At 62.1% G+C, this 19806-nt stretch carries 17 protein-coding genes and 1 pseudogene; 9 read left to right on the plus strand and 9 right to left on the minus strand.

What is annotated here, in order from left to right:
* Positions 1–9: 9 nt before the first annotated feature.
* Positions 10–2169 (plus strand): lipase family protein, encoded by a 2160-nt coding sequence (locus HRH33_RS10650; protein WP_167417964.1) that lies wholly within the window; start codon positions 10–12, stop codon positions 2167–2169.
* A 9-nt stretch (positions 2170–2178) separates the two neighbouring features.
* Here HRH33_RS10650 and codA read toward each other — a convergent pair whose 3' ends face one another.
* The 6 genes from codA to HRH33_RS10680 all read right to left on the minus strand — a co-directional run bounded on the left by codA (position 2179) and on the right by HRH33_RS10680 (position 8336).
* The gene (gene codA, locus HRH33_RS10655; RefSeq protein ID WP_094066346.1) at positions 2179–3414 is read right to left on the minus strand and encodes a cytosine deaminase; all 1236 of its coding nucleotides are present in this window, start codon (positions 3412–3414) and stop codon (positions 2179–2181) included.
* A 27-nt stretch (positions 3415–3441) separates the two neighbouring features.
* Entirely contained in the window at positions 3442–4647 is a 1206-nt protein-coding gene (locus tag HRH33_RS10660; RefSeq protein WP_034137711.1) for a PucR family transcriptional regulator, read from the minus strand.
* Positions 4644–5912, minus strand: a complete 1269-nt coding sequence (codB, locus tag HRH33_RS10665) for a cytosine permease (RefSeq protein ID WP_034096842.1) — start codon at positions 5910–5912, stop codon at positions 4644–4646. The genes HRH33_RS10660 and codB overlap by 4 nt, the downstream gene beginning before the upstream one ends.
* A 191-nt stretch (positions 5913–6103) precedes the next feature.
* Positions 6104–6727 carry an NUDIX hydrolase gene (locus HRH33_RS10670; RefSeq protein WP_099313195.1) on the minus strand — a complete coding sequence of 208 codons (624 nt, stop codon included), beginning with the start codon at positions 6725–6727 and terminating at the stop codon, positions 6104–6106.
* Positions 6728–6824: 97 nt separating this feature from the next.
* Positions 6825–7181 carry a 6-carboxytetrahydropterin synthase QueD gene (queD, locus tag HRH33_RS10675; RefSeq protein ID WP_003173033.1) on the minus strand — a complete coding sequence of 119 codons (357 nt, stop codon included), beginning with the start codon at positions 7179–7181 and terminating at the stop codon, positions 6825–6827.
* A gap of 75 nt (positions 7182–7256) precedes the next feature.
* Positions 7257–8336, minus strand: a complete 1080-nt coding sequence (locus HRH33_RS10680) for a patatin-like phospholipase domain-containing protein (protein WP_034112872.1) — start codon at positions 8334–8336, stop codon at positions 7257–7259.
* A gap of 192 nt (positions 8337–8528) precedes the next feature.
* Here HRH33_RS10680 and HRH33_RS10685 point away from each other — a divergent pair, with 192 nt between their 5' ends.
* The 4 genes from HRH33_RS10685 to HRH33_RS10700 are packed head-to-tail and all read left to right on the plus strand — an operon-like array spanning position 8529 to position 11126.
* Complete coding sequence (locus HRH33_RS10685) at positions 8529–8831, plus strand: PepSY domain-containing protein (protein ID WP_034137715.1); 303 nt, start codon at positions 8529–8531, stop codon at positions 8829–8831.
* Positions 8831–9142 (plus strand): PepSY domain-containing protein, encoded by a 312-nt coding sequence (locus HRH33_RS10690; RefSeq protein WP_034096846.1) that lies wholly within the window; start codon positions 8831–8833, stop codon positions 9140–9142. The genes HRH33_RS10685 and HRH33_RS10690 overlap by 1 nt, the downstream gene beginning before the upstream one ends.
* Positions 9142–9810, plus strand: coding sequence for a response regulator transcription factor (locus tag HRH33_RS10695; RefSeq protein WP_034096847.1), 669 nt, complete (start codon positions 9142–9144; stop codon positions 9808–9810). Before HRH33_RS10690 ends, HRH33_RS10695 begins: the two co-directional genes overlap by 1 nt.
* Positions 9807–11126 carry a sensor histidine kinase gene (locus HRH33_RS10700; RefSeq protein WP_167417963.1) on the plus strand — a complete coding sequence of 440 codons (1320 nt, stop codon included), beginning with the start codon at positions 9807–9809 and terminating at the stop codon, positions 11124–11126. Before HRH33_RS10695 ends, HRH33_RS10700 begins: the two co-directional genes overlap by 4 nt.
* Before the next feature lie 51 nt (positions 11127–11177).
* Here HRH33_RS10700 and HRH33_RS26700 read toward each other — a convergent pair whose 3' ends face one another.
* Complete coding sequence (locus HRH33_RS26700; protein ID WP_375538221.1) at positions 11178–11933, minus strand: methyl-accepting chemotaxis protein; 756 nt, start codon at positions 11931–11933, stop codon at positions 11178–11180.
* A gap of 102 nt (positions 11934–12035) precedes the next feature.
* A pseudogene (locus tag HRH33_RS26705) lies at positions 12036–13325 on the minus strand (methyl-accepting chemotaxis protein); the annotation flags it as partial.
* 251 nt (positions 13326–13576) lie between these two features.
* Here HRH33_RS26705 and HRH33_RS10710 point away from each other — a divergent pair.
* Both HRH33_RS10710 and HRH33_RS26850 read left to right on the plus strand, forming a co-directional pair.
* Entirely contained in the window at positions 13577–14896 is a 1320-nt protein-coding gene (locus HRH33_RS10710; RefSeq protein WP_162276719.1) for a Na+/H+ antiporter family protein, read from the plus strand.
* A 93-nt stretch (positions 14897–14989) separates the two neighbouring features.
* Positions 14990–16669: a methyl-accepting chemotaxis protein gene (locus tag HRH33_RS26850; protein ID WP_167417961.1), complete on the plus strand. Its 1680-nt coding sequence runs from the start codon at positions 14990–14992 to the stop codon at positions 16667–16669.
* Here HRH33_RS26850 and trhP read toward each other — a convergent pair whose 3' ends face one another.
* Positions 16670–17989: a prephenate-dependent tRNA uridine(34) hydroxylase TrhP gene (gene trhP / locus HRH33_RS10720; RefSeq protein WP_167417994.1), complete on the minus strand. Its 1320-nt coding sequence runs from the start codon at positions 17987–17989 to the stop codon at positions 16670–16672.
* A 209-nt stretch (positions 17990–18198) separates the two neighbouring features.
* On the opposite strand from trhP, the gene HRH33_RS10725 reads away from it, so the two are divergent.
* Together HRH33_RS10725 and HRH33_RS10730 are read left to right on the plus strand one after the other, a co-directional pair.
* Positions 18199–18462 (plus strand): DUF2790 domain-containing protein, encoded by a 264-nt coding sequence (locus HRH33_RS10725; protein WP_167417960.1) that lies wholly within the window; start codon positions 18199–18201, stop codon positions 18460–18462.
* Positions 18463–18492: 30 nt separating this feature from the next.
* The gene (locus HRH33_RS10730) at positions 18493–19710 is read left to right on the plus strand and encodes a cytochrome c biogenesis protein DipZ (RefSeq protein ID WP_167417959.1); all 1218 of its coding nucleotides are present in this window, start codon (positions 18493–18495) and stop codon (positions 19708–19710) included.
* The last annotated feature ends 96 nt before the right edge of the window (positions 19711–19806 follow it).

Raw genomic sequence — 19806 nt, forward strand, 5'->3', positions numbered from 1 at the left:
GAGCTGGTCATGAGTCTGGATGCACGGAAGCAACCATTTTTTAATAACAGCAGACCTGCCTGCCCGTTGCGAGGTGACTGGGTGAGCTTTCGTTTGGTCGATGAGCTCGGAGTAGGAAGCGGCTATGGCGGATTGCCCTACACATTGCACGACAGCGCAGGGCAAAGATACGAAGGCAGACTCGATGTCGACGGATTCGCCAAACTGGAAAATATGTATTGCGGCCCCGTGGTACTTATTTTCGACACTCTCTATACCGGCGTTGATCAGCTGTATCGGCGGTTAACAGCGCGAAGCAGTTATCCGTTGCCTATTACCGAACTTCAGTTTCGGGCGGAACATACTCGATTCGCCACGCCTGATGGCAGCTGTACTGAAAATAACCCTGCTCGACAGCCGGCGACTAAGTTTTATCAAGTTGAGGTGCGCGATTTAGTCCGCCACGTTGCTCATTTACCCCCGATAGCCCCTCGTACTCATCAACCGCAACGCCATGCTCTGAAAATGCTGGCTGAGCTGGGATTCGGCGCACCTGAGCCGACATTGGCGGGAGTCGTGCTGTTTCCCAACAATCACACGGTGCTGGAAGTGCGACCGCTGCGCGCTTTACGCCCAGCTCTCTCAAGTGAAGACAGCTTTAGTGCATTGAATCTGTATCAGCTGTCGTTGATCGCGGCTTTGAGTTATTGCGATTTTGGTCAGGAACCTCCTGTAAAACCCACGGATCAAGTCCATTTTCCACTGAGTCCAAGTGTCGGCAATCTATTTGCCGAACAGCTTTCCTGCTGCGTGGAAGCCTGGAAAATTGATCCAGAACAGGTACAGCGTTTTTACCCGCTTTATGAAGAGGTGCCTTATTCGCGACGGTTTGAAATCCTTCCTTTCGATCCGCAGCTGTATCCACAAAATCGTCCCGAACTCGGTAAAGAACAGGAGCACCCCGCCAGTTTGCACTTTTTTGATGACGAAAAATTCGGTACCGATACTCAAGCGTTCATTACTCATCACGACGAGGTGATCTTGATTTCCGTGCGAGGGACGTTCAGCAGCGCCGATGCAGTGCGGGACGCAAACGCCCACCAAGTGCCTTTCGCGGATGGTATCGGCAAGGCACATGAAGGTTTTTATCAGGCTTACCGTGCGATGCGCGATTTTGTGCTGAGCTATCTCAGTCAGTTTCATATAGGGCAGCGAGTGGTCATTTGCGGCCACAGCCTGGGCGGTGCTATTGCATTGCTGTTGGCAGAGGGTTTACGCCGTATTCCTGATCGCGACTACAACATCCTCCTCTACACCTACGGCGCTCCCCGCGCCGCCGATTCCGAATTCGTCGCCGGTGCATCCGCTCTGGTCCATCACCGTATCGTCAACCATAACGATCCGGTCCCCAGCGTTCCTGCGCCGTGGATGAACACTACCGCCAAACTGTGGGTTCCCGGTGCGGTCACCTTGTTCAGCGCGCCCACGCCGGGCGGGCTGTTGTTCGCGGCCGGTCTGGTACGCGTCGGTGGCAATCCTTACCAGCACCATGGCGAACAACAGCATTTCATGCCGATCACACTGCCCGACGGCACCCCGTCCTCGGTGCTGTGGAAGCCCGGTTGTGAGTCCATTCAGGAGGCCGGGGTCAACCGTGCATTGAAACTGCATGGCGACACGCCCCTGCGTGAGAATTTCTTGAGGCAACTGTTCCAGGCGAGTCAGCACTTCATGACCGCCAGTTACATCCCGGCCGCTTGGGCCACATTACGGCGTTGGCAGCAGGCCTTGGACAGTCAGGATTCGCTGGTGACCCAGCGCGAGTACGAGCTGGTGGATCGGGCGCTGGAAACCATGCGTGAGCAATTGCGCGACAAGCGGCGTGAGCTGGACCGCAGGCCTGTGCCGAATGGGCGCAGCCATGTCCCCGAACACTATCATCAGGCCCTGAACGCCGAGATCGACCGCTTGCACACTAGCCGTGGACGCCTGGAGAGCCTGCGCTGGCGTCGCCTGGAGGCACGCGATGTGTACGGCAGCCATGCGCAGTCCGTGCACCTGCAAGGCTGCCTAAACCGTTGGTTCAGCCATCGTGAAAACCGCGAGTCGCCGCCAGTGGCCAGCATCCCTGCGGCGGCGCCCAGCGAGCGGGGCAGGGCACAGCCATTGGATATCGACTCGATTGTCTGAAGCGCCGGCTTACATGAATGCGACCTGGGCCGGCTGGCGTTTCATCAGTACTTTGCCGTTGCGGATCGAGTAGAGCGGCAGGCCCTGGCTGCGGATTACCTCGTAGTCGCTGTCTGCCGAGAGGATCAACAAGTTGGCGGGGCGCCCGGGTTCCAGGCCGTAGCGCTCGCCCAGGGCCATCGCCTTGGCGCTGTTGTCGGTAACCAGGTCCAGAGCACTTTGCAGGTTGCGGTAGCCGAGCATGTGGCAGATATGCAGACCGGCTTCCAGCACGCGCAGGATGTTGCCGTTGCCCAGGGGGTACCAGGGATCGACGATGGAGTCCTGGCCAAAGCACACGTTCATGCCGGCCTCCAGTAACTCGTTCACTCGGGTCACACCCCGGCGTTTCGGAAAGCTATCGAAGCGCCCTTGTAGATGGATGCTCTCGGTGGGGCAGGAAACGAAGCTGATGCCCGAATGCCCCAGCAGGCGAAAGAGTTTGGCGCAGTAGGCATTGTCGTAGGAACCCATGGCGGTGGTGTGGCTGGCGGTGACGCGGGCGCCCATGTCGCGGCTGCGGGCTTCTTCGGCAAGCACTTCGAGAAAACGTGAGTGCGGGTCATCGGTTTCGTCGCAGTGCACGTCCACCAGGCAGCCGGTGCGTTCGGCCAGATCCATCAGGAACTTCACCGAACTCACGCCCTGGTCGCGGGTGTATTCAAAGTGCGGAATGCCGCCGACCACATCGGCACCCAGACGGATGGCTTCCTCCATCAATTCGCGGCCGTTGGCGTAGGACTCGATGCCCTCCTGGGGAAACGCCACGATCTGCAGATCGATCAGGTGTGCGCTTTCCTCGCGCACCTGCAACATGGCCTTGAGCGCCGTGAGCTGCGGGTCGGTGACGTCGACGTGGGTGCGTACATGCTGGATGCCGTGGGCGGCCAGGGCTTGGATGGTTTGTTTGGCGCGGGTGCGGGTGTCTTCCTGGGTGATCGTGGCTTTGCGTTCGCCCCAGCATTCGATGCCTTCGAACAGGGTGCCGCTCATGTTCCAGCGTGGCTCGCCGGCGGTGAGGGTGGCATCGAGGTGGATGTGCGGCTCGACAAAGGGCGGGATCACCAGGTTGCCGGCAGCGTCCAGATCATCGGCCCCCAGGGATGGCACGTTGGTTTGTGCGGTGATGCTGGCGATCCGGCCGTTTTCCAGGTGCAGATCATGCAGGCCTTCACGGTGGCGCAGGCGGGCGTTGATGATGTGCATGGGCAAGTTCCTCTTGGCTAAAAACAATCAGGCAGACAGCCGCCAGATCATCAGGGCGATACCGATGTCCAGGCGGTCATAGGCGTTGTCCAGCGTCAACCCGCACAGGGCTTCGATGCGCTGGATTCGGTGTGTCAGGGTGTTGCGATGTACGGCCAGGCGCTGGGCGGCGGCCATCAGATTACCATTCTCGTGAAACCAAGCTTCCAAGGTCGGCATCAAGCTGGGGCCGTGCTGCAAGTCGTGACGCAGCAAAGGGCCCAGGCGCTCCTTGAGGAATTGGTCGAGCAGAGCGCGATCACGCACCCCGCTGAGCAACTTGAGCACTCCCAGTTCGTCGTACACGCACAGCCCGGCGCGCTCGCGGAAGCGTCGCGCGGCGGCCAGGGCCTGGCGCGCTTCATCCTGGGCCTGGGCCAGGCGGGCCGCCGGGTGCGCGGCGGCGCTCAGGCCGATAAACAATTTGAGCGGGGCCAGGCGCAGGTTCAATGGGCTCAACCACTGCGCCAGTTGATTGCGGTTGGCCAAGGCGGCCACAGCGTCCGGCGCCGGCAGCAGCAGGGTCCATTGCCCGGCGCGGCCCAGGATCGGTACGGTCGGCGACCACTGGCGCAAACGCCGACCGATCGCGTCGTGTCGCCCCGTTAGGTGCGCCTCCACCTGCGCTGCATCACCCTGGGCAAACAGCGCTTCACTGCCCTCCAACTGCAACTGCACGACCTGCCAGTGCCCCGTCAGCGGCATGCCCAATTGCGCGGCGCGGTGCAGCAAGATGTCCAGGGACTGATAATCACCGGCCAGCAAGCGCTCCAGCACATCGTGCCGCGAGCGTCCCAATTGCTCGGACTGGATCAGCGCCGAGCCAATGGCTTGGGTCACCAGCACCATTTTCAGCGAATAGGGCTGCTCGATCAGCGGCATACCGGCAGCCGCGGCGGCTTCCAGCACGCGCGGGGGGATGGCCTGGATATACGTCGGCCCGGTGAGCACCACCAGCCCGGCGACCTGGCGTTGACAGGCCTCCTCCAGCAGTTGCAGCAGGTTGGCCTCATCGCGGGGATGGTTGATACCAGTGACAAACACCAGCTCACCGCCCAGCACCCATTCGGCGATCCCGCTGTTTTCCGCCACATAGGGCCAGCGCACGGGGTTATCCAGGCCCGTCTGGCCGGCACGCAGGGTCAGGGATTCCAAGCCCGGCAGTGCCAGCACATCGGCGACGGTCAGGCTCATGCCTGGACGTCAGCCAATGGCGCACGTACCCGCAGGAGGGCGCTCAATATGATGTAGGTCAGCGACGCCGCGACAATCCCTACCAGCGGCGCTACCCACGGCGAGTTGAAGGCCAGCACAGTGCCCACCGCGTAGGCCAGGAGCCCCGGCCAGTTGAACGCGGGCAAGCGTGTTTGCGCCAGGCGTGGGTATTGACCACGGTAGCGGTAGAAGAAGTCCGCCATGATCACCCCTCCGATCGGCGGGATCACCGTGCCTAGCAGGATCAGGTACGGCACCAGCATGTCGTACATGCCCAGCAGCGCCAGCAGCGTGCCGATCACCGCGCCGGCGAGGGTCACGGTCTTGCGGCGTTTGGTGCGCAGCAAATTGCAGCCGGCCACCGCGAAGTTATAGATGGTGTTGTCCTGGGTGCTCCAGATATTGAGCAGCAGCATCGCCATCGCGGCCATGGCAAAACCCTGCAACAGCAACACTTCCACCACATCCGGCTGCTGATAGACGATGGCGCCATAAGCCCCGATCAGCACCATCAGCCCATTGCCGACAAAGAAACCAATCAGGCTGGCCAGCACCGCCACCTTGGCCGAGCGGGAAAACCGCGTCCAATTGGTAGCCTGGGTCGCGCCGCTGACAAAGGTGCCGAACACCAGAGTAATGGCCGTGGACAGATCGAGTTGACCGGTTGGCACCACCGCCAGCAACCCTTGCAGTCCGCCGACTTTCACCGTAGCCACCCACATCGACAACACCAGCAGGATGCCCATGGCCGGCACCGCGATGTACGACAGAATCTCCAGCCCGCGATAGCCCACGTAGGCGGTGGCGCAGAACACCAGGCCGAACAGCACCATCAGCACCAGCACGCTGCCCTGGCTCAGTTCGAAATACTTGCCGAGCACCACGGCGGCGGTGGCGGTGCCCCAGGCGTACCAGCCGATCTGGGTAAAACCGAGGATCAGGTCGCTGAGCTTGCTACCCACCTCGCCAAAGCAGAAACGCCCCATCAACACCGAGTTCAAACCGCTCTTGAAGGCGATATAGCCCAGGCCTGCGGCGTAAATACCCAATAGCAGGTTACCGAGGGCCACGACACCGAGCATCTCGGTGAAACTGAACGCCACCCCCAATTTGCCGCCGGCAAACATGGTCGCGGTAAAAAAAGTGAAGCCCAGCAGCACCATGGCGGTGGACGCCAGGCCTTTACGTGCATGCATCGGGACTTCGCTCAAGGGGTAGTCATTGCCGGATTCTTGCTGCGTCATGTGCCTTGCTCCCTGAATGAGTGACGCAGGCCCATTGCACCACGCGTGCCAAACCGACAGCAGTGGTGGACGCACGGCGCCGGTTGTGCAGCGTGCACAATTTTGCGCGCCAAACAGGAGGGCTAAGCTCAAAGCACTGTTCGCAATGCCCAGTAGGGCACGAAAGCGGTGCAGGGGTGATACAAAATGGATCAGTCGAACAAGGTCTGTGTGGTCTCGCCGCGATGAAACGCAAACGCCGCCTGCAGATCGCTTTCGATGGTGCGCCCACGGGACAACGGCGGCAGGTCGTCCAGGCTGAAAAAGCCCACCTCAGTGGTTTCGACACCGGCCACTGGCGCTGACTGATCGATGGGCTCACACAGGAAATACAACTTGTAGAAGTCCCGCACATCCGGCCGATACAAGCCTTTGGCTTTGTGCGTCACGCTGTACAGCGCCCGCGCCGTGACCGTCAGCCCGGCCTCTTCATAAATCTCCTTGATGATGTTTTCCGACGCCGACAGGCCAATATCGGCATAACCCCCCGGCAGCGCCCAGCAACCGTCGGTGGCTTCGCGCACCAGTAAAATCCGCTCCCCCTCGATGACGGCGCCGCGCACATCAATCATCGGTGTCGAATAGCGCTGGGCGAAATCCGGCACCAGCCCGGTGATGCGCTCCAAGGGCACATCGCCCAGCTGCGCGAGCATGCTGTGGGCGATCCGGGCGATTTCCTCCAGGCGTTCGCGCTCGAAATCATCGGTGCAAAAATGCAGCCCCGTGGACGCCAACGCTTGCAGGCGCTTGGCCTGGGCCAGCCACGTGTTCTCCATTGCATTCTCCTAGATTGCAGGCAAAAGGGCTGGCTGAAAGGGTGCAACGCCAGGCACAAAAAAACCACCGCAAGGGTGGTTTTTTTACCGCGCCGGTTTATTCGCCGCGGTAGATGCAGCCGCTGGTGCAGGTTTCGTGGATACGAATCGCGCTCAGCTCAGGCAGCAACGGTTTGAGTTCATTCCAGATCCACTTGGCCAGCACTTCGCTGGTGGGGTTTTCCAGGCCGGGAATGTCGTTGAGGTAGTTGTGGTCCAGACGTTCGTAGAGCGGCTTGAAAATCGCCTTGATCTCCGAAAAGTCGCGAATCCAACCGGTATGGGGATCCAGGTCGCCACTCAGGTGGATCGCCACCTTGAACGAATGCCCATGCAGGCGCCCGCATTTATGGCCGTCCGGCACGTGCGGCAGGCGGTGGGCGGATTCGAATGTAAATTCCTTGAAGATTTCCACAGTATTTTCAGCTCGGTCAGTATCTGGCAGGCGGCGAGTTTAACAGCTTGCTCCCTCGCCGCGCATACCGCTGGGTCACAGCGCCTGCAAGCGTTCGCCCAGGCCGCCGTTGTCGGCCAGTTGCAGAAACTCATCCCCCAGCCGCCGGCTCTCGCTCATCGCGGTTTGCCAGTACTTGTGGCGGCTCGGGTCGTCGCCCATAAAGCGTTTGAAGTCGCTGCGGTCCGGCAGTTTGCCGTGGGGCAGGCGCGCCAGGTAATCCCTTGAGGGCGCGAGCAGTAACACATCCTGTAAGCCCTGAGGGTTGCTGCGCCGCCACGGCAGGCCCTTGTCGAACCAGCCGGGGATGACCCGGTCGGTGAAGTGTGGGTACAGCACGATGTCGTCGCCGTGGTAGGGCAGGTCGAGGTGGTAGTCCAGCAGGCCGCCGTCGCGGTAGGTGCCTTGGCCCGCGCCGGGCAGGTCGCGTACGCCTTGCATCACCATGGGGATCGAGCCCGACGCCAGCAGCGCCTGGCGCAGGTTGCCGACTTCCAGTTCGAGGAAGCGCGATGGGAAGTCCTTGAGCGGATGCACCGGCGGCGGCTGGCGCGGGTCGTGGACGATCAGGCGTTCGAAGTGCCGCGACAGACGTGCGCGACCGCGCAGGTTGTCGGCAATCACCGACGACAGGCCCAGGCCCAGGCGTCCGCGATGGTCATCGGCGAGCAGGCCGTGACTTTTGACCACCATGATGTTGAGTCGATAGTCGGGGTTGTCCAGCACCCGCGCATCCCGGCCGGCCAGCAGGTCGTCGAGCATGCGCACGCAGCTTTGGCTGACTTGGGCCATGGTCACGCCTTTGGCGAAATGTTGCGCGTTGTACAGGCGACCGAGGTCCAGCAGGCCCTGCACCGGGTCGGGCAGGCATGCGCTGGCAAAGCGCCAGGAGCCGATGGACGCGCCGATCAGCGCGCGCTGCCGTGGTGCACGCGGCAGCCAGTCGCCGAACAGCGCCAAGTCCAAGCCTTGGATACCCAGGGCCTTGGGCCCGCCGGCCGCGCCGGGAAGAATGCCGACATCCGCTGGTTTTAGGCCCTGCTCACGAATGCGTGCCAACGCGCGCGTGCCGGCCTTGAGAGTCAGCGCGGGGAATTTGATGTGGATGGCTGTCATACCGATCTCTGTTGAAGCGGGTGTAGGAGCACACATGCTCGCGAAAAACGTTAACCATACCGCGCGAGTCCGGAATAAACACCGTCGTTTGTCGCGTCGGCTTGGAATTGCCATGGTGGCAATTCAGTTTCAGTTAAGTTGCAGTCGTTACCGTGTCCGGCGTAGGAAAACATTGTGTAACGGAGACTTATCATGAAGCGCCTCACAGCTCTGGTCGCCGCCGGTATCATCGCTTCCACGGCGACCCAGGCCGGAGCCGTGGACCCCGACAAACCACTGACCGTGCCTGCCACTGTTACAATTGTCGCCTTCGATCAATTGGAAGCCACCGCCCTGGCCCTGCACCCCGGTTCGACCTTACTCGACACCGACCTGGACGAGGCCTATGGCAAGTACATCTATGAAGTCGAACTGCGAGACCTCGACGGCATTGAATGGGATGTTGAATTGGACGCGCTCACCGGGCAGGTTCTCAAGAATCATCAGGATACGTAATGAAGGTAAATTTACGCGCCAGCAGCCGATGGCCGCTGGTGCTCATGGTGTTCTGCTCAAGCCTGGCGGCGCGCGACCTCAATCAAGATGAAGCCCTGGCGCTGCGGCAGCAGGGCGTGATCCTGCCGCTGGAACAGCTGTTGCAACAGGCCATGGCGCGCCATCCCGGCTCGCGCCTGCTGGAAGCCGAGCTTGAAAAGAAACACGGGCAATATGCTTATGAAGTGGAATTGGTGACCACCGACGGCGTGGTGCGCGAAATCAAGCTGGACGCCACCAGCGGCGTGCTGATCAAAGACGAGGAAGACTGATGCGCCTGCTTCTGGTGGAAGACAACGTACCCCTGGCCGATGAACTGCTGGCCGGCCTGCAGCGCCAAGGCTATGCCGTCGACTGGCTGGCCGATGGGCGCGACGCCGCATACCAGGGCCGCACCGAGCCCTACGACCTGATCATCCTCGACCTCGGCCTGCCCGGTCTGCCGGGGCTTGAGGTGCTGGCGCAATGGCGCGCGGCGGCGCTGGCCACCCCGGTGCTGGTCCTTACTGCCCGCGATTCCTGGGCCGAGCGTATCGAAGGGCTCAAGGCCGGTGCCGATGACTACCTGAGTAAACCCTTTCATCCCGAAGAACTGCACCTGCGCATCCAGGCGTTGCTGCGTCGCTCCCACGGTCAAGCCAACCAACCCACCCTGCAAGCCGCCGGCCTGCACCTCGACGAGGGGCGCCAGTGCGTGCTGCGCGATGGCGAAGAGGTCCAACTGACCGCCGCCGAGTTTCGTCTTCTGCGCTATTTCATGCTGCACCCTGAGCAAATCCTGTCCAAAAGCCATCTGGCCGAGCATCTGTATGACGGCGAAACCGAGCGCGATTCCAACGTGCTGGAGGTGCACGTCAACCACCTGCGCCGCAAGTTGGGCCGCAGCGTGATCGAAACCCGGCGTGGCCAGGGTTATCGGTTTGGCGCCAACCCCGCATGAAGTCGATTCAACGGCGCCTGAGCCTGGGGCTGATCAGTGTGATGGTGATCGTCGGCGTGGTGCTGGCGCAGACCAGTCTGTGGTTGTTCGAAGCCGGTCTGCAGCGATATCTGGAGGCAGGGCTGCGCAACGACACGGAAAACCTGCTGGTGGCACTGGTGCGCGGGCCAAACGGCGTACAGCTGGACGAGCATCGTCTGTCACCGGCTTACCAGCGGCCGTTTTCGGGACATTACTTTCGTATCGATTTTGCCGACACCCACTGGCGCTCTCGCTCGCTATGGGATCAGGAACTGCCGCGCCTGCCCGAGGCCGGTCTGAAGGGCAACCTGCAGCTGGGGCCTGAAGGCCAGCAACTGCTGGTGCTACGTTCGGACTACAAGCGCTTTGGTCAGTCGATTTCCATCAGCGTGGCCCAGGATTACACGCCAGTGCGCGAAAGCTTTCGCCTGATGCGTCAGATCGGTCTGGTGCTGGGCTTGGCGGCGTTGCTGCTGGTGCTGGTGCTACAACGGGTGACCGTGCGCCGCGCCTTGCGCCCGCTGGAAACCGCGCGCAATCAGATCGCTCAGCTGCAGCAGGGCCAGCGCTCGCAGCTCGACACTCAGGTGCCGTTGGAGCTGGAACCGCTGGTGGCGCAGATCAACCACCTGCTGGCCCACACCGAAGACAGCCTCAAGCGTTCCCGCAATGCCCTGGGCAACCTTGGCCATGCGCTGAAAACCCCATTGGCGGTATTGCTGAGCGCGGCATCCAGCGAGGCGCTCAAAGACCATCCCAAGCTGAGCGCCTTGTTGCGCGAGCAATTGGAGCAAGTGCAGCAACGCCTCCATCGTGAACTGAACCGCGCCCGCCTGGCTGGCGAAACCCTGCCCGGCGCCTTGTTCGACTGTGAACAGGAATTGCCTGGCCTGCTCGCCACCTTGAACATGATCCATGGCGAACACCTGGACCTCAGCTACCATGCCGCCCCCGGCCTGCAGTTGCCTTGGGATCGCGAAGACCTGCTGGAGTTGCTGGGCAATCTGCTGGACAACGCCTGTAAATGGGCGGACGCCGAGGTGCGCCTGAGCATTGATGAAACCCCCCACAGCTATTGGCTTGCGGTGGAAGACGACGGCCCCGGCATCCCCGAAGCCCAGCGCGATCAGGTGCTCAGCCGTGGCGCGCGCCTGGATGAGCAGATCGACGGTCACGGCTTGGGCCTGGGGATCGTGCGCGATATCGCCGAGGTGTGGGGCGGGGTGTTGCGGTTGCAGGATAGCCCCTTGGGCGGTTTAAAAGTGCTGGTCGAATTACCCAAGCGCCATGCCTGACAGGCGGCAAACGGGAGCAAGCTCCCGCCCACCCTGGGTGGCCTTCAAGCGTCAGACCCGGAACTGATCCATCAACCCCTGTTGTTGATTGGCCAGGCTGTTCAGCGCCTGGCTCACCCGCGCCGATTCATTGGCCTGTTCCGACAGCGATTCGGTCACATCGCGGATGGTCGCCACGTTGTGGTTGATCTCTTCGGCGACGGCGCTTTGCTCCTCCGCGGCACTGGCGATTTGCAGGTTCATATCGCTGATCACGGTGACCGCGTCGCCGATCTGGCGCAGTGCGGTGACGGCCTGGCCGACCTGTTCGACGCTGCCCTGAGCCTGGCGATAACTGCTGCCCATGGCACCGACCACGTCGGTGGTGCCGCTCTGCAAGTGCTCGATCACCAGGCGGGTTTCCTCCACCGATGCCTGGGTGCGTTGCGCCAGGTTGCGCACTTCGTCGGCCACTACTGCGAAGCCACGTCCGGCCTCACCGGCACGGGCGGCTTCAATCGCGGCATTGAGCGCCAGCAGATTGGTCTGCTCGGCGATGCCCCGGATCACTTCCAGCACCGAACCGATCTTCTCGCTGTTCTCCGAAAGGCCTTCGACCTGGGTCATGGCGGTGCTCATGTCCGCCGCCAGTTGACCAATATTGGCGGTGGTGCGGTCGATCACGTTGAGGCCATCGCGCGTCGCCTGGTCGGCCTCGCGCGCCGCCTGAGCCGCCTGTGCTGCGCTGCGGGCCACGTCCTGGGCGGTGGCGCTCATTTCATGGGAAGCGGTGGCCACCTGGTCGACCTGGCGGTACTGCTGCTCCATGCCGGCGCTGGTCTGGGTGGCGATCGCGGCCGACTGGTCGGCGGTGCCACGGGCGTCTTGTACCGAGCGTTTGACCTCGGCAATGATCGGCTGCAGTTTGTCGAGGAAACGGTTGAACCAGCCGGCCAGTTGCCCCAGTTCATCGCGCTTGTCATAGGCCAGGCGCCGCGTCAGGTCGCCTTCGCCGCTGGCGATGTCTTCAAGCATGTGCGCCACCCCCAGGATCGGCCGGGTCACACTGCGCGCCATCAGCCATACCAGAATCAGGCCGATCACCGCTGCCAGCAGGCCCAGGCTCAGTTCGAGCAGGGTGCCGCGCGTGTTGTCCGCATCCATTTGTGCCTTGAGGGCTTCGGCGGGACCTACCAGGACTTTTTCCGGCACGTCCAGCAACACGCCCCATGGCTTGCCGTCGGGAATCGGTGCGAACGGCGCCAGCACTTTGAGTTGATGCTCGGTGCGCAGGCTGCTGATGCCGGTGCTGCCGGCCAGGGCGCCGATCAGTTGAGCGCCGCTGCGGCGGTCGACCTGGTCCAAACGCTGGCTGAGTTTGCTGGCGTCCGCGCTGTAGCCGGCGAGCAGGCCGGTGGGGCTGAGGATGCTGACCTGTGTCTGGCCGTCGTACAGCTTGGCGCTGGCCTGTTGGCTCACGGCCTGCAAACTGTTGAGGTTGATGTCCACCGACAGCGACGCGATGACTTTGCCGTTGGCCATCAACGGAAACACGATGCTGGTCATCAGCACGTTCTGGCCGTTGATCACATAAAAGTAGGGTTCGATCACGCAAGGCTTGAGGGTGCTGCGCGGGCAGGTGAACCAGGCGTTGGCCTTTTCGCCACTGGGGCCGACGGTGGTGTCGGTCATGTCGCTTTCCGGCAATGCCATGGAGGTCAACTGGCCGGGTGTCGGCTGCGACCAATACAGGGCGAAGCGGCCCTTGTCGTTGCTGCCCAGCTCGGTTTGGCCGGCGAACAACTCATCCTTGCCGTCCAGCGCATTGGCTTCGAACACCAGGGACAGGCCCAACAGGTCCGGGTTGGCCTGCAATGCGGCTCTGACCTGGCGGGTCAGGTCTTCGCGGGTGTCGAAGGCGTCCAGAAAGCGTTTCTCCGCCTGCTCGCGCAAGAACAGCACCTGGCGGGCAAAGCCATGGCCATATTGATAAGCGTCCATGAATTGCCGACGGATACCCAGCGCCTGCACCTCGCCCTGGGCCTCGATACGTGCCTGGGCGGCTTCATTGAGCATCTGCATGCTGGAGGCTTTGACCTGCTCGGAACTCTGCGCCATGCGGTACAGCGACAAACCCACCAGCAGGCTCACGATTCCCAGCAGGCAGAGGCCGGCGAGCAGGGTGATTTTCCATTGAATGGAGAGTTGTCTGAGCGACATCGGACATCCTTACCTGAAAACACAAAGAGCCCGTTTATCGGCCGCAGAAAGATTTTCTTTATTCAAACGATCAATTTAAACCTGCCGGAGCGGCGCGTCCCTCGGCAGCGGCTTTTGACATAGGGCCGCGCCTGCTGCAAAGTGCCCGCCCTCTAATAAGACCTCCTTGAAGCCTGCACACTGGCCGCCCTCCGATGGGCCGCTGGGGCGCGGGCATGCCTGTTTTTCTGTTTCTGCTTGAGGTAATCATGATTAACGCAGTCATCGCCGCGGTCGGCACCATGCTGGTGCTTAGCCTGTCCCGCGTGCATGTGGTCATCGCCATCATTGTCGGCGCCCTGGTGGGCGGTCTCACCGGCGGCCTGGGGATCGAAGCCACCCTCAGCGCCTTCAACGGCGGCCTCGGTGGGGGCGCGACGGTGGCGTTGTCCTACGCCTTGCTCGGTGCATTCGCGGTGGCCATCGCCAAGTCCGGCCTGGCCCATGCCCTGGCCGACAAGGCCCTGCTGCTGGTGGACCGTCAGGACGCCACTGGCGGCAGTCATGTCAAATGGCTGCTGATCGGTCTGTTGTGGGTAGTGGCGATTGCATCGCAAAACATCCTGCCGATTCACATTGCGTTTATCCCGCTGCTGGTGCCGCCGCTGCTGTATGTGCTGACCAAGCTGCAATTGGATCGGCGCTTGATCGCCTGTGTGATGACCTTCGGCCTGATCACGCCGTACATGTTCCTGCCGGTGGGCTTCGGCAATATCTTCCTCAACCAGATCCTGTTGGCCAACGTGGCCAAGAGCGGCGTGGACGTCAGCCAGGTCAACGTGACTCACGCCATGGGCCTGCCGGCGCTGGGCATGGTGGTTGGCCTGCTGGTGGCGGTGTTTATCAGCTACCGCAAAAAGCGCGTGTACGACCTGGCGAAAATCGAGCGGGTCGAGCAGGTGGCGGTGCAGTACAACCCGCTGACCCTGCTGGTGGCCGGCGTGGCGATTGCCTCGGCGTTCATCATTCAGCTGTGGCTGGATTCGATGATCATCGGTGCGCTGGCCGGGTTCCTGATCTTCTCGGCCTCGGGCATTGTGCGCTGGCGCGAGACCGACGACCTGTTTACCGAAGGCATGAAGATGATGGCAATGATCGGCTTCATCATGATCGCCGCCTCGGGGTTCGCCGAAGTGCTCAAGGCCACTGGGGACGTGCGTTCGCTGGTGGAAACTTCGGCTGCGTTCATCGGCCATAGCCGTGGGGTCGGCGCGCTGCTGATGTTGCTAGTGGGCCTACTGGTGACCATGGGCATTGGTTCGTCGTTTTCCACGGTGCCGATCCTGGCCGCGATCTTCGTGCCGTTGTGCGTGCAGTTGGGCTTCAGTCCGCTGGCCATTGTGTGCATCGTTGGCACGGCGGGGGCCCTGGGCGATGCTGGCTCGCCTGCGTCGGACTCCACCCTCGGTCCGACTTCCGGCCTGAATATCGACGGTCAGCACCACCACATCTGGGACACCGTGGTGCCGACATTCTTGCATTACAACCTGCCGTTGCTGGCCTTTGGCTGGTTGGCGGCCATGACCCTTTGACCCCTGTTTCTGTAGGAAAGATTGGGTTCGCTCCTACAGAACACCTACCATCGGCCGATACCCTCTCAAGTCGCTTAATAAGAGAGAAAAGCCATGCGTCTGAGTCTGAAGGCCAAAGTCCTGTCCCTCGCCGTCGTGCCGGTGTTGCTGTTCGCGCTGGTCATCAGCCTCACCACGGTGTGGATTCTTCAGGGCCAGGCGCGCAGCGAGGTGGATGAAACCCGCCAGCGCCTGCTCAATAACGCCAAGGCCACGCTGCAAGGTTATGTGGAAGTGGCCATGAGCACCATTAAGCCGCTCTACGACGCCGCCGCGCCTGGCGATACGGCGGCGCGGGCCGAGGTGGTCAAGCTGCTGTCCAACATCAGCTACGGCAAGGACGGTTACTTCTTCGGCTACGACTCCGAGACCATCCGCCTGTTCAAGGGCAATAGCCCCGACGGCGTGGGCAAGAGTTTCAAAGACAACCGCGACCCCAATGGCGTCTACGTCAACCGCGACCTGGTCAAGGTCGGCAAGGACGGCAGCCATTACCTGCAATACAGCTCGACCCAGCCGGGGCAGACCGAACTGGTGCCCAAGCTTGGCTACACCGATTACCTGCCCAAGTGGGATATGGTCATCGGTACCTCGGTCAACCTCGACGGCATCGAAGCCCAGGTGGCGGTGGTCGAGGCCAAGGTCAAAGCGCGCATGGAAGGTGTGTTGCTGAGTATCCTCGGCGTGGCCGTGGTGGTGTTGCTGGTGATCGCCGCTGCGGGCATGGTGCTGGCCAATACCATTTTGCGTCCGTTGCATTTGATGAAAGCCAACCTCGACGATATTGCCGCCGGCGAGGGTGACCTGACTCGGCGCCTGGCCATCACCAGCCAGGACGAGTTGGGCGAGCTGGCCGGCGCGTTCAACCGGTTTGTCGACAAGATCCACGGCCTGGTGCGCCAGATCACCGAAATGACCGCGCAGCTCACCGGCCTGGTGGGCCAGGTGTCCGACCAGGCCCACCGCTCGGAGCAGGCCATGGAGCGCCAGCGCCACGAGACGGACCAGGTCGCCACCGCCATCAATGAGATGTCGTCCGCCGCCCAGGAAGTGGCGCGCAGTGCCCAGGGCGCCTCGGTGGCCGCGCAGCAGACCGACGCCGAAGGCCAGGCCGCCAAGCGCGTGGTGGACGGCAGCATCGCGCAGATCCACGCGTTGGTGAACGACATCCGCAGCAGCGGCGTGTCCCTCGACAGCCTGCAACAGGACGTGACGTCGATTGTCAGCGTGTTGAGTGTGATCCGCTCGATTGCCGAGCAGACCAACCTGTTGGCCCTCAACGCCGCCATCGAGGCCGCGCGGGCCGGGGAGGCCGGTCGTGGCTTTGCGGTGGTGGCCGACGAAGTGCGCGCCCTGGCCAGCCGCACCCAGACCAGCACCCAAGAAATCCAGGGCATGATCGACCGCCTGCAAACCGGCACCGAAGCCGCCGTGGAAGCCATGCGCCGCTCCAGCGAGGCCGGCGATGGCACCTCGGCCCAGGCCAACCAGGCCGGAGCGTCGCTGGACACCATGGCCCAGCTGATTGCCACCATCAATTCAATGAACGCCCAGATCGCCAGCGCCGCCGAAGAACAAACCGCCGTGGCCGAAGAGATCAACCGCAGCGTGCATCAGATTGCCTCGGCGGTGGACAGCGTGGCCGATGAAACCCAGCTGGGGGCCCAGACGTCGCGCAGCCTGGCAGACCTGGGCCAGCGCCTGGGGCAACTGGTCGGTCAGTTCAGGATCTGATCAAACGTCGCGCATCAACAAGCCAAAGCGCAAATCCATCTCAACGGGCAGCGGTATATACACCGTGTGCCCGTCCCCCGGCGCCACGTCGATGGCTTCGTCCTTGGCGTTGCGCAGGCCGGCCAAGTCGAAGTGAAAATTGCCGGTGGGCGTCATCAATTCCAGGTGATTGCCCACGGCGAAGCGGTTCTTGACCTTGACCTCGGCCAGCTCGCCCCGGCGTTCGCCGGTCAGTTCGCCGACAAACTGCTGGCGCTCGGAGACGGAACTGCCGTTCTGGTAGTTCTGGTACTCATCGTGGACGTGCCGGCGCAGGAAACCTTCGGTGTAGCCGCGCTGGGCCAAAGAGTCGAGGTCGGTCATCAGGTTGCGGTCGAACGCGCGACCGGCCACCGCATCGTCGATGGCGCGGCGATACACCTGGGTGGTGCGCGCGCAATAGAAGTGCGACTTGGTGCGGCCTTCGATCTTCAGCGAGTGCACGCCCATATGGGTCAGGCGCTCCACATGCTGTACGGCGCGTAGGTCCTTGGCGTTCATGATGTAGGTGCCGTGCTCGTCCTCGAAGGCGGGCATCTGCTCGTCGGGGCGGTTGGCTTCCTGTAACAGAAACACCTGATCGGTGGGCGCACCGATACCCAGGGTCGGTTCCGGCGCGTATTGCTGCACGATCTCGCCGGTGGCGTTTTCCACCGCCGGAGTGGCCTGGTACTTCCAGCGGCAGGCATTGGTGCAGGTGCCCTGGTTGGCGTCGCGCTTATTCATATAGCCCGAGAGCAGGCAGCGCCCGGAATAAGCCATGCACAGGGCGCCGTGTACAAACACTTCCAGCTCCATGGCCGGCACCTGCTCACGGATTTCGCCGATCTCCTCCAGCGACAATTCCCGCGACAGAATCACCCGGCAGATCCCTTGCTGCTGCCAGAACTCCACGCTCGCCCAGTTCACCGTATTGGCCTGCACCGACAAGTGAATCGGCATCTGCGGGAAGTGTCGGCGCACCAGCATGATCAGCCCTGGATCGGACATGATCAGCGCATCCGGGCCCATGGCGATCACCGGTGCCAGGTCCTTGAGGAAGGTCTTGAGCTTGGCGTTGTGCGGCGCGATGTTCACCACCACATAGAAGCGCTTGCCCTGGGCATGCGCTTCCTGGATACCCAGGGCCAGGTTGGCGTGATCGAACTCGTTATTGCGCACCCGCAGGCTGTAACGCGGTTGGCCGGCGTACACCGCATCGGCGCCGTAGGCGAAGGCGTAGCGCATGTTTTTCAGGGTGCCGGCGGGAGCGAGCAGTTCGGGGGCGATAACAGTGGGCATGGCGTAGGGTCGCAAAAAGGCGCGAGGGTAGTGCAGGGCGGGCGCGGGGTTATTGATCCAGGTCATTTTTGTATCGCTGTGTATCCCCAGTTGCTGTGGATAAACACCGATTGATACGCGGCGATTTGCGACACAGGCGCGATACCTGCGGCCTTTCTAATCGGTTCCAACGAGGCACACCGCCTCGCCTCAACCGGGAGCCTATCGCCATGAACACCAAAGCCCTCTATGCCGCCTGCCTGTTCGCCGCGCTCAATATCTGCACCTTGTCAGCGCGCGCTGAAGCCAGTGCCAATCAGCAGACCTACACCTACGGCACGCACTTGGATATCCGCAAAGTACTGTCGATCACTGAAGACGCCGGGCCGACATGCGGCGTGGTGGGTGCGCGGATGACCTACCTCGATTCCAACGGCATCACACAGGTCCTGAACTACCAGAAAGTGTCCGACGCCTGCATCGGCGACAACTGAGTCCGCCATGCGCGGCCAAAGGTGAACATCATGCTATTGATCGCATTCCTGGGCGGCATTCTGACCGTCCTCAGTCCTTGTATCCTGCCGGTGGTACCGTTTTTGTTCGCCGGTGTCGATCGCACGCGTCGCTCAATCCTGCTGACCCTCGGCGGCATGGCACTGACCTTCGCGCTGATCGCCAGCCTGGCGGTGGTCAGCAGCGAATGGGTGGTGCGCACCAACGCCACCGGCCGGCATGTGGCGTTGATTGTGATGGTGCTGTTTGCGCTGTCGTTGATATCCGCGCGGATCGGTGGCTGGTTGGCGCGCCCCTTCGTACTGCTGGGCAATCGCATTGATCCCGACAGTCGGGCGCTGTCGGGACCGCTCAAGTCGCTGCTGATCGGGGTCGCCACAGGCTTGTTGTGGGCGCCGTGCGCCGGGCCGATCCTTGGGGTGATCCTGACCGGTGCAATGCTGCAGGGCGCCAATGCGCAGACCAGCTTGTTGCTGCTGGCTTATGGCTTGGGCAGCGCGCTGTCCCTGGGCACACTGATCTTCGCCGGACGTAGCCTGGTAAACCGGCTCAAAGCATGGATTCCGCTTACCGGTTGGCTGCGGCGGTGCGCCGGGGTGGCGGTATTGGCGGCTGCGGTGCTGATAACTACCGGGGCCGACCGAACCCTGCTGGCCCGCACGTCTTCCGAGGGCGTCAGTCGCCTGGAGAGCGGCGTGCTGGAAAACGTGCCCAAGGTGGTCGATTACCTGGTCAGCAAGGTCAAGGCCGAGCCGCTGGCCGATAGCGATCAAGGTGCGATGCCGTCGTTGTCCGGCGCCGTTGAATGGCTCAACTCGCCGGAACTGACCCCGCAGGCGCTCAAAGGCAAAGTGGTGCTGGTGGATTTTTGGACCTATGACTGCATCAACTGCCAGCACGCCCTGCCGTATGTCAAAGCGTGGGCTGAGAAATACGCCAAAGACGGCTTGGTAGTGATCGGTGTCCATACACCGGAATACGGGTACGAGCGCATCATCGACAACGTGAAGGCCCAAGTGCGCAAACTGGGAATCACCTACCCGGTGGCCATCGACAATAACTACGCGATCTGGCGCAACTTCGACAATCAGTACTGGCCCGCCCATTACCTGATCGATGCCAAGGGCCGCATACGCTACAGCCACTTCGGCGAAGGTCGCTACGAAGCTCAGGAACGGATGATTCGGGAATTGTTGGACGAGGCCAAGGCAGGCGTTTCGCCCCCATGAAGAGGGCGGTTTGCGGGGGTGCGATAAATAAGGGCACTCCCAGGTTTCGTCGCGGACTAAGCATCAGGGCCTACACAGGCCCATTGCTTTTCTGAC

It is taken from the genome of Pseudomonas rhodesiae (genome assembly GCF_013285305.1).
Lineage (GTDB): Bacteria > Pseudomonadota > Gammaproteobacteria > Pseudomonadales > Pseudomonadaceae > Aquipseudomonas > Aquipseudomonas rhodesiae.

Excerpts from the sequence above, each read along its gene's own strand:
- HRH33_RS10650 (WP_167417964.1), top strand. The coding sequence starts at position 10 with ATGAGTCTGGATGCACGGAAGCAACCATTTTTTAATAACAGCAGACCT.
- codA (WP_094066346.1), bottom strand. The coding sequence starts at position 3,414 with ATGCACATCATCAACGCCCGCCTGCGCCACCGTGAAGGCCTGCATGAT.
- HRH33_RS10660 (WP_034137711.1), bottom strand. The coding sequence starts at position 4,647 with ATGAGCCTGACCGTCGCCGATGTGCTGGCACTGCCGGGCTTGGAATCC.
- codB (WP_034096842.1), bottom strand. The coding sequence starts at position 5,912 with ATGACGCAGCAAGAATCCGGCAATGACTACCCCTTGAGCGAAGTCCCG.
- HRH33_RS10670 (WP_099313195.1), bottom strand. The coding sequence starts at position 6,727 with ATGGAGAACACGTGGCTGGCCCAGGCCAAGCGCCTGCAAGCGTTGGCG.
- HRH33_RS10680 (WP_034112872.1), bottom strand. The coding sequence starts at position 8,336 with ATGACAGCCATCCACATCAAATTCCCCGCGCTGACTCTCAAGGCCGGC.
- HRH33_RS10685 (WP_034137715.1), top strand. The coding sequence starts at position 8,529 with ATGAAGCGCCTCACAGCTCTGGTCGCCGCCGGTATCATCGCTTCCACG.
- HRH33_RS10690 (WP_034096846.1), top strand. The coding sequence starts at position 8,831 with ATGAAGGTAAATTTACGCGCCAGCAGCCGATGGCCGCTGGTGCTCATG.
- HRH33_RS10695 (WP_034096847.1), top strand. The coding sequence starts at position 9,142 with ATGCGCCTGCTTCTGGTGGAAGACAACGTACCCCTGGCCGATGAACTG.
- HRH33_RS10700 (WP_167417963.1), top strand. The coding sequence starts at position 9,807 with ATGAAGTCGATTCAACGGCGCCTGAGCCTGGGGCTGATCAGTGTGATG.
- HRH33_RS26700 (WP_375538221.1), bottom strand. The coding sequence starts at position 11,933 with ATGGAGCAGCAGTACCGCCAGGTCGACCAGGTGGCCACCGCTTCCCAT.
- HRH33_RS26850 (WP_167417961.1), top strand. The coding sequence starts at position 14,990 with ATGCGTCTGAGTCTGAAGGCCAAAGTCCTGTCCCTCGCCGTCGTGCCG.
- trhP (WP_167417994.1), bottom strand. The coding sequence starts at position 17,989 with ATGCCCACTGTTATCGCCCCCGAACTGCTCGCTCCCGCCGGCACCCTG.
- HRH33_RS10725 (WP_167417960.1), top strand. The coding sequence starts at position 18,199 with ATGAACACCAAAGCCCTCTATGCCGCCTGCCTGTTCGCCGCGCTCAAT.
- HRH33_RS10730 (WP_167417959.1), top strand. The coding sequence starts at position 18,493 with ATGCTATTGATCGCATTCCTGGGCGGCATTCTGACCGTCCTCAGTCCT.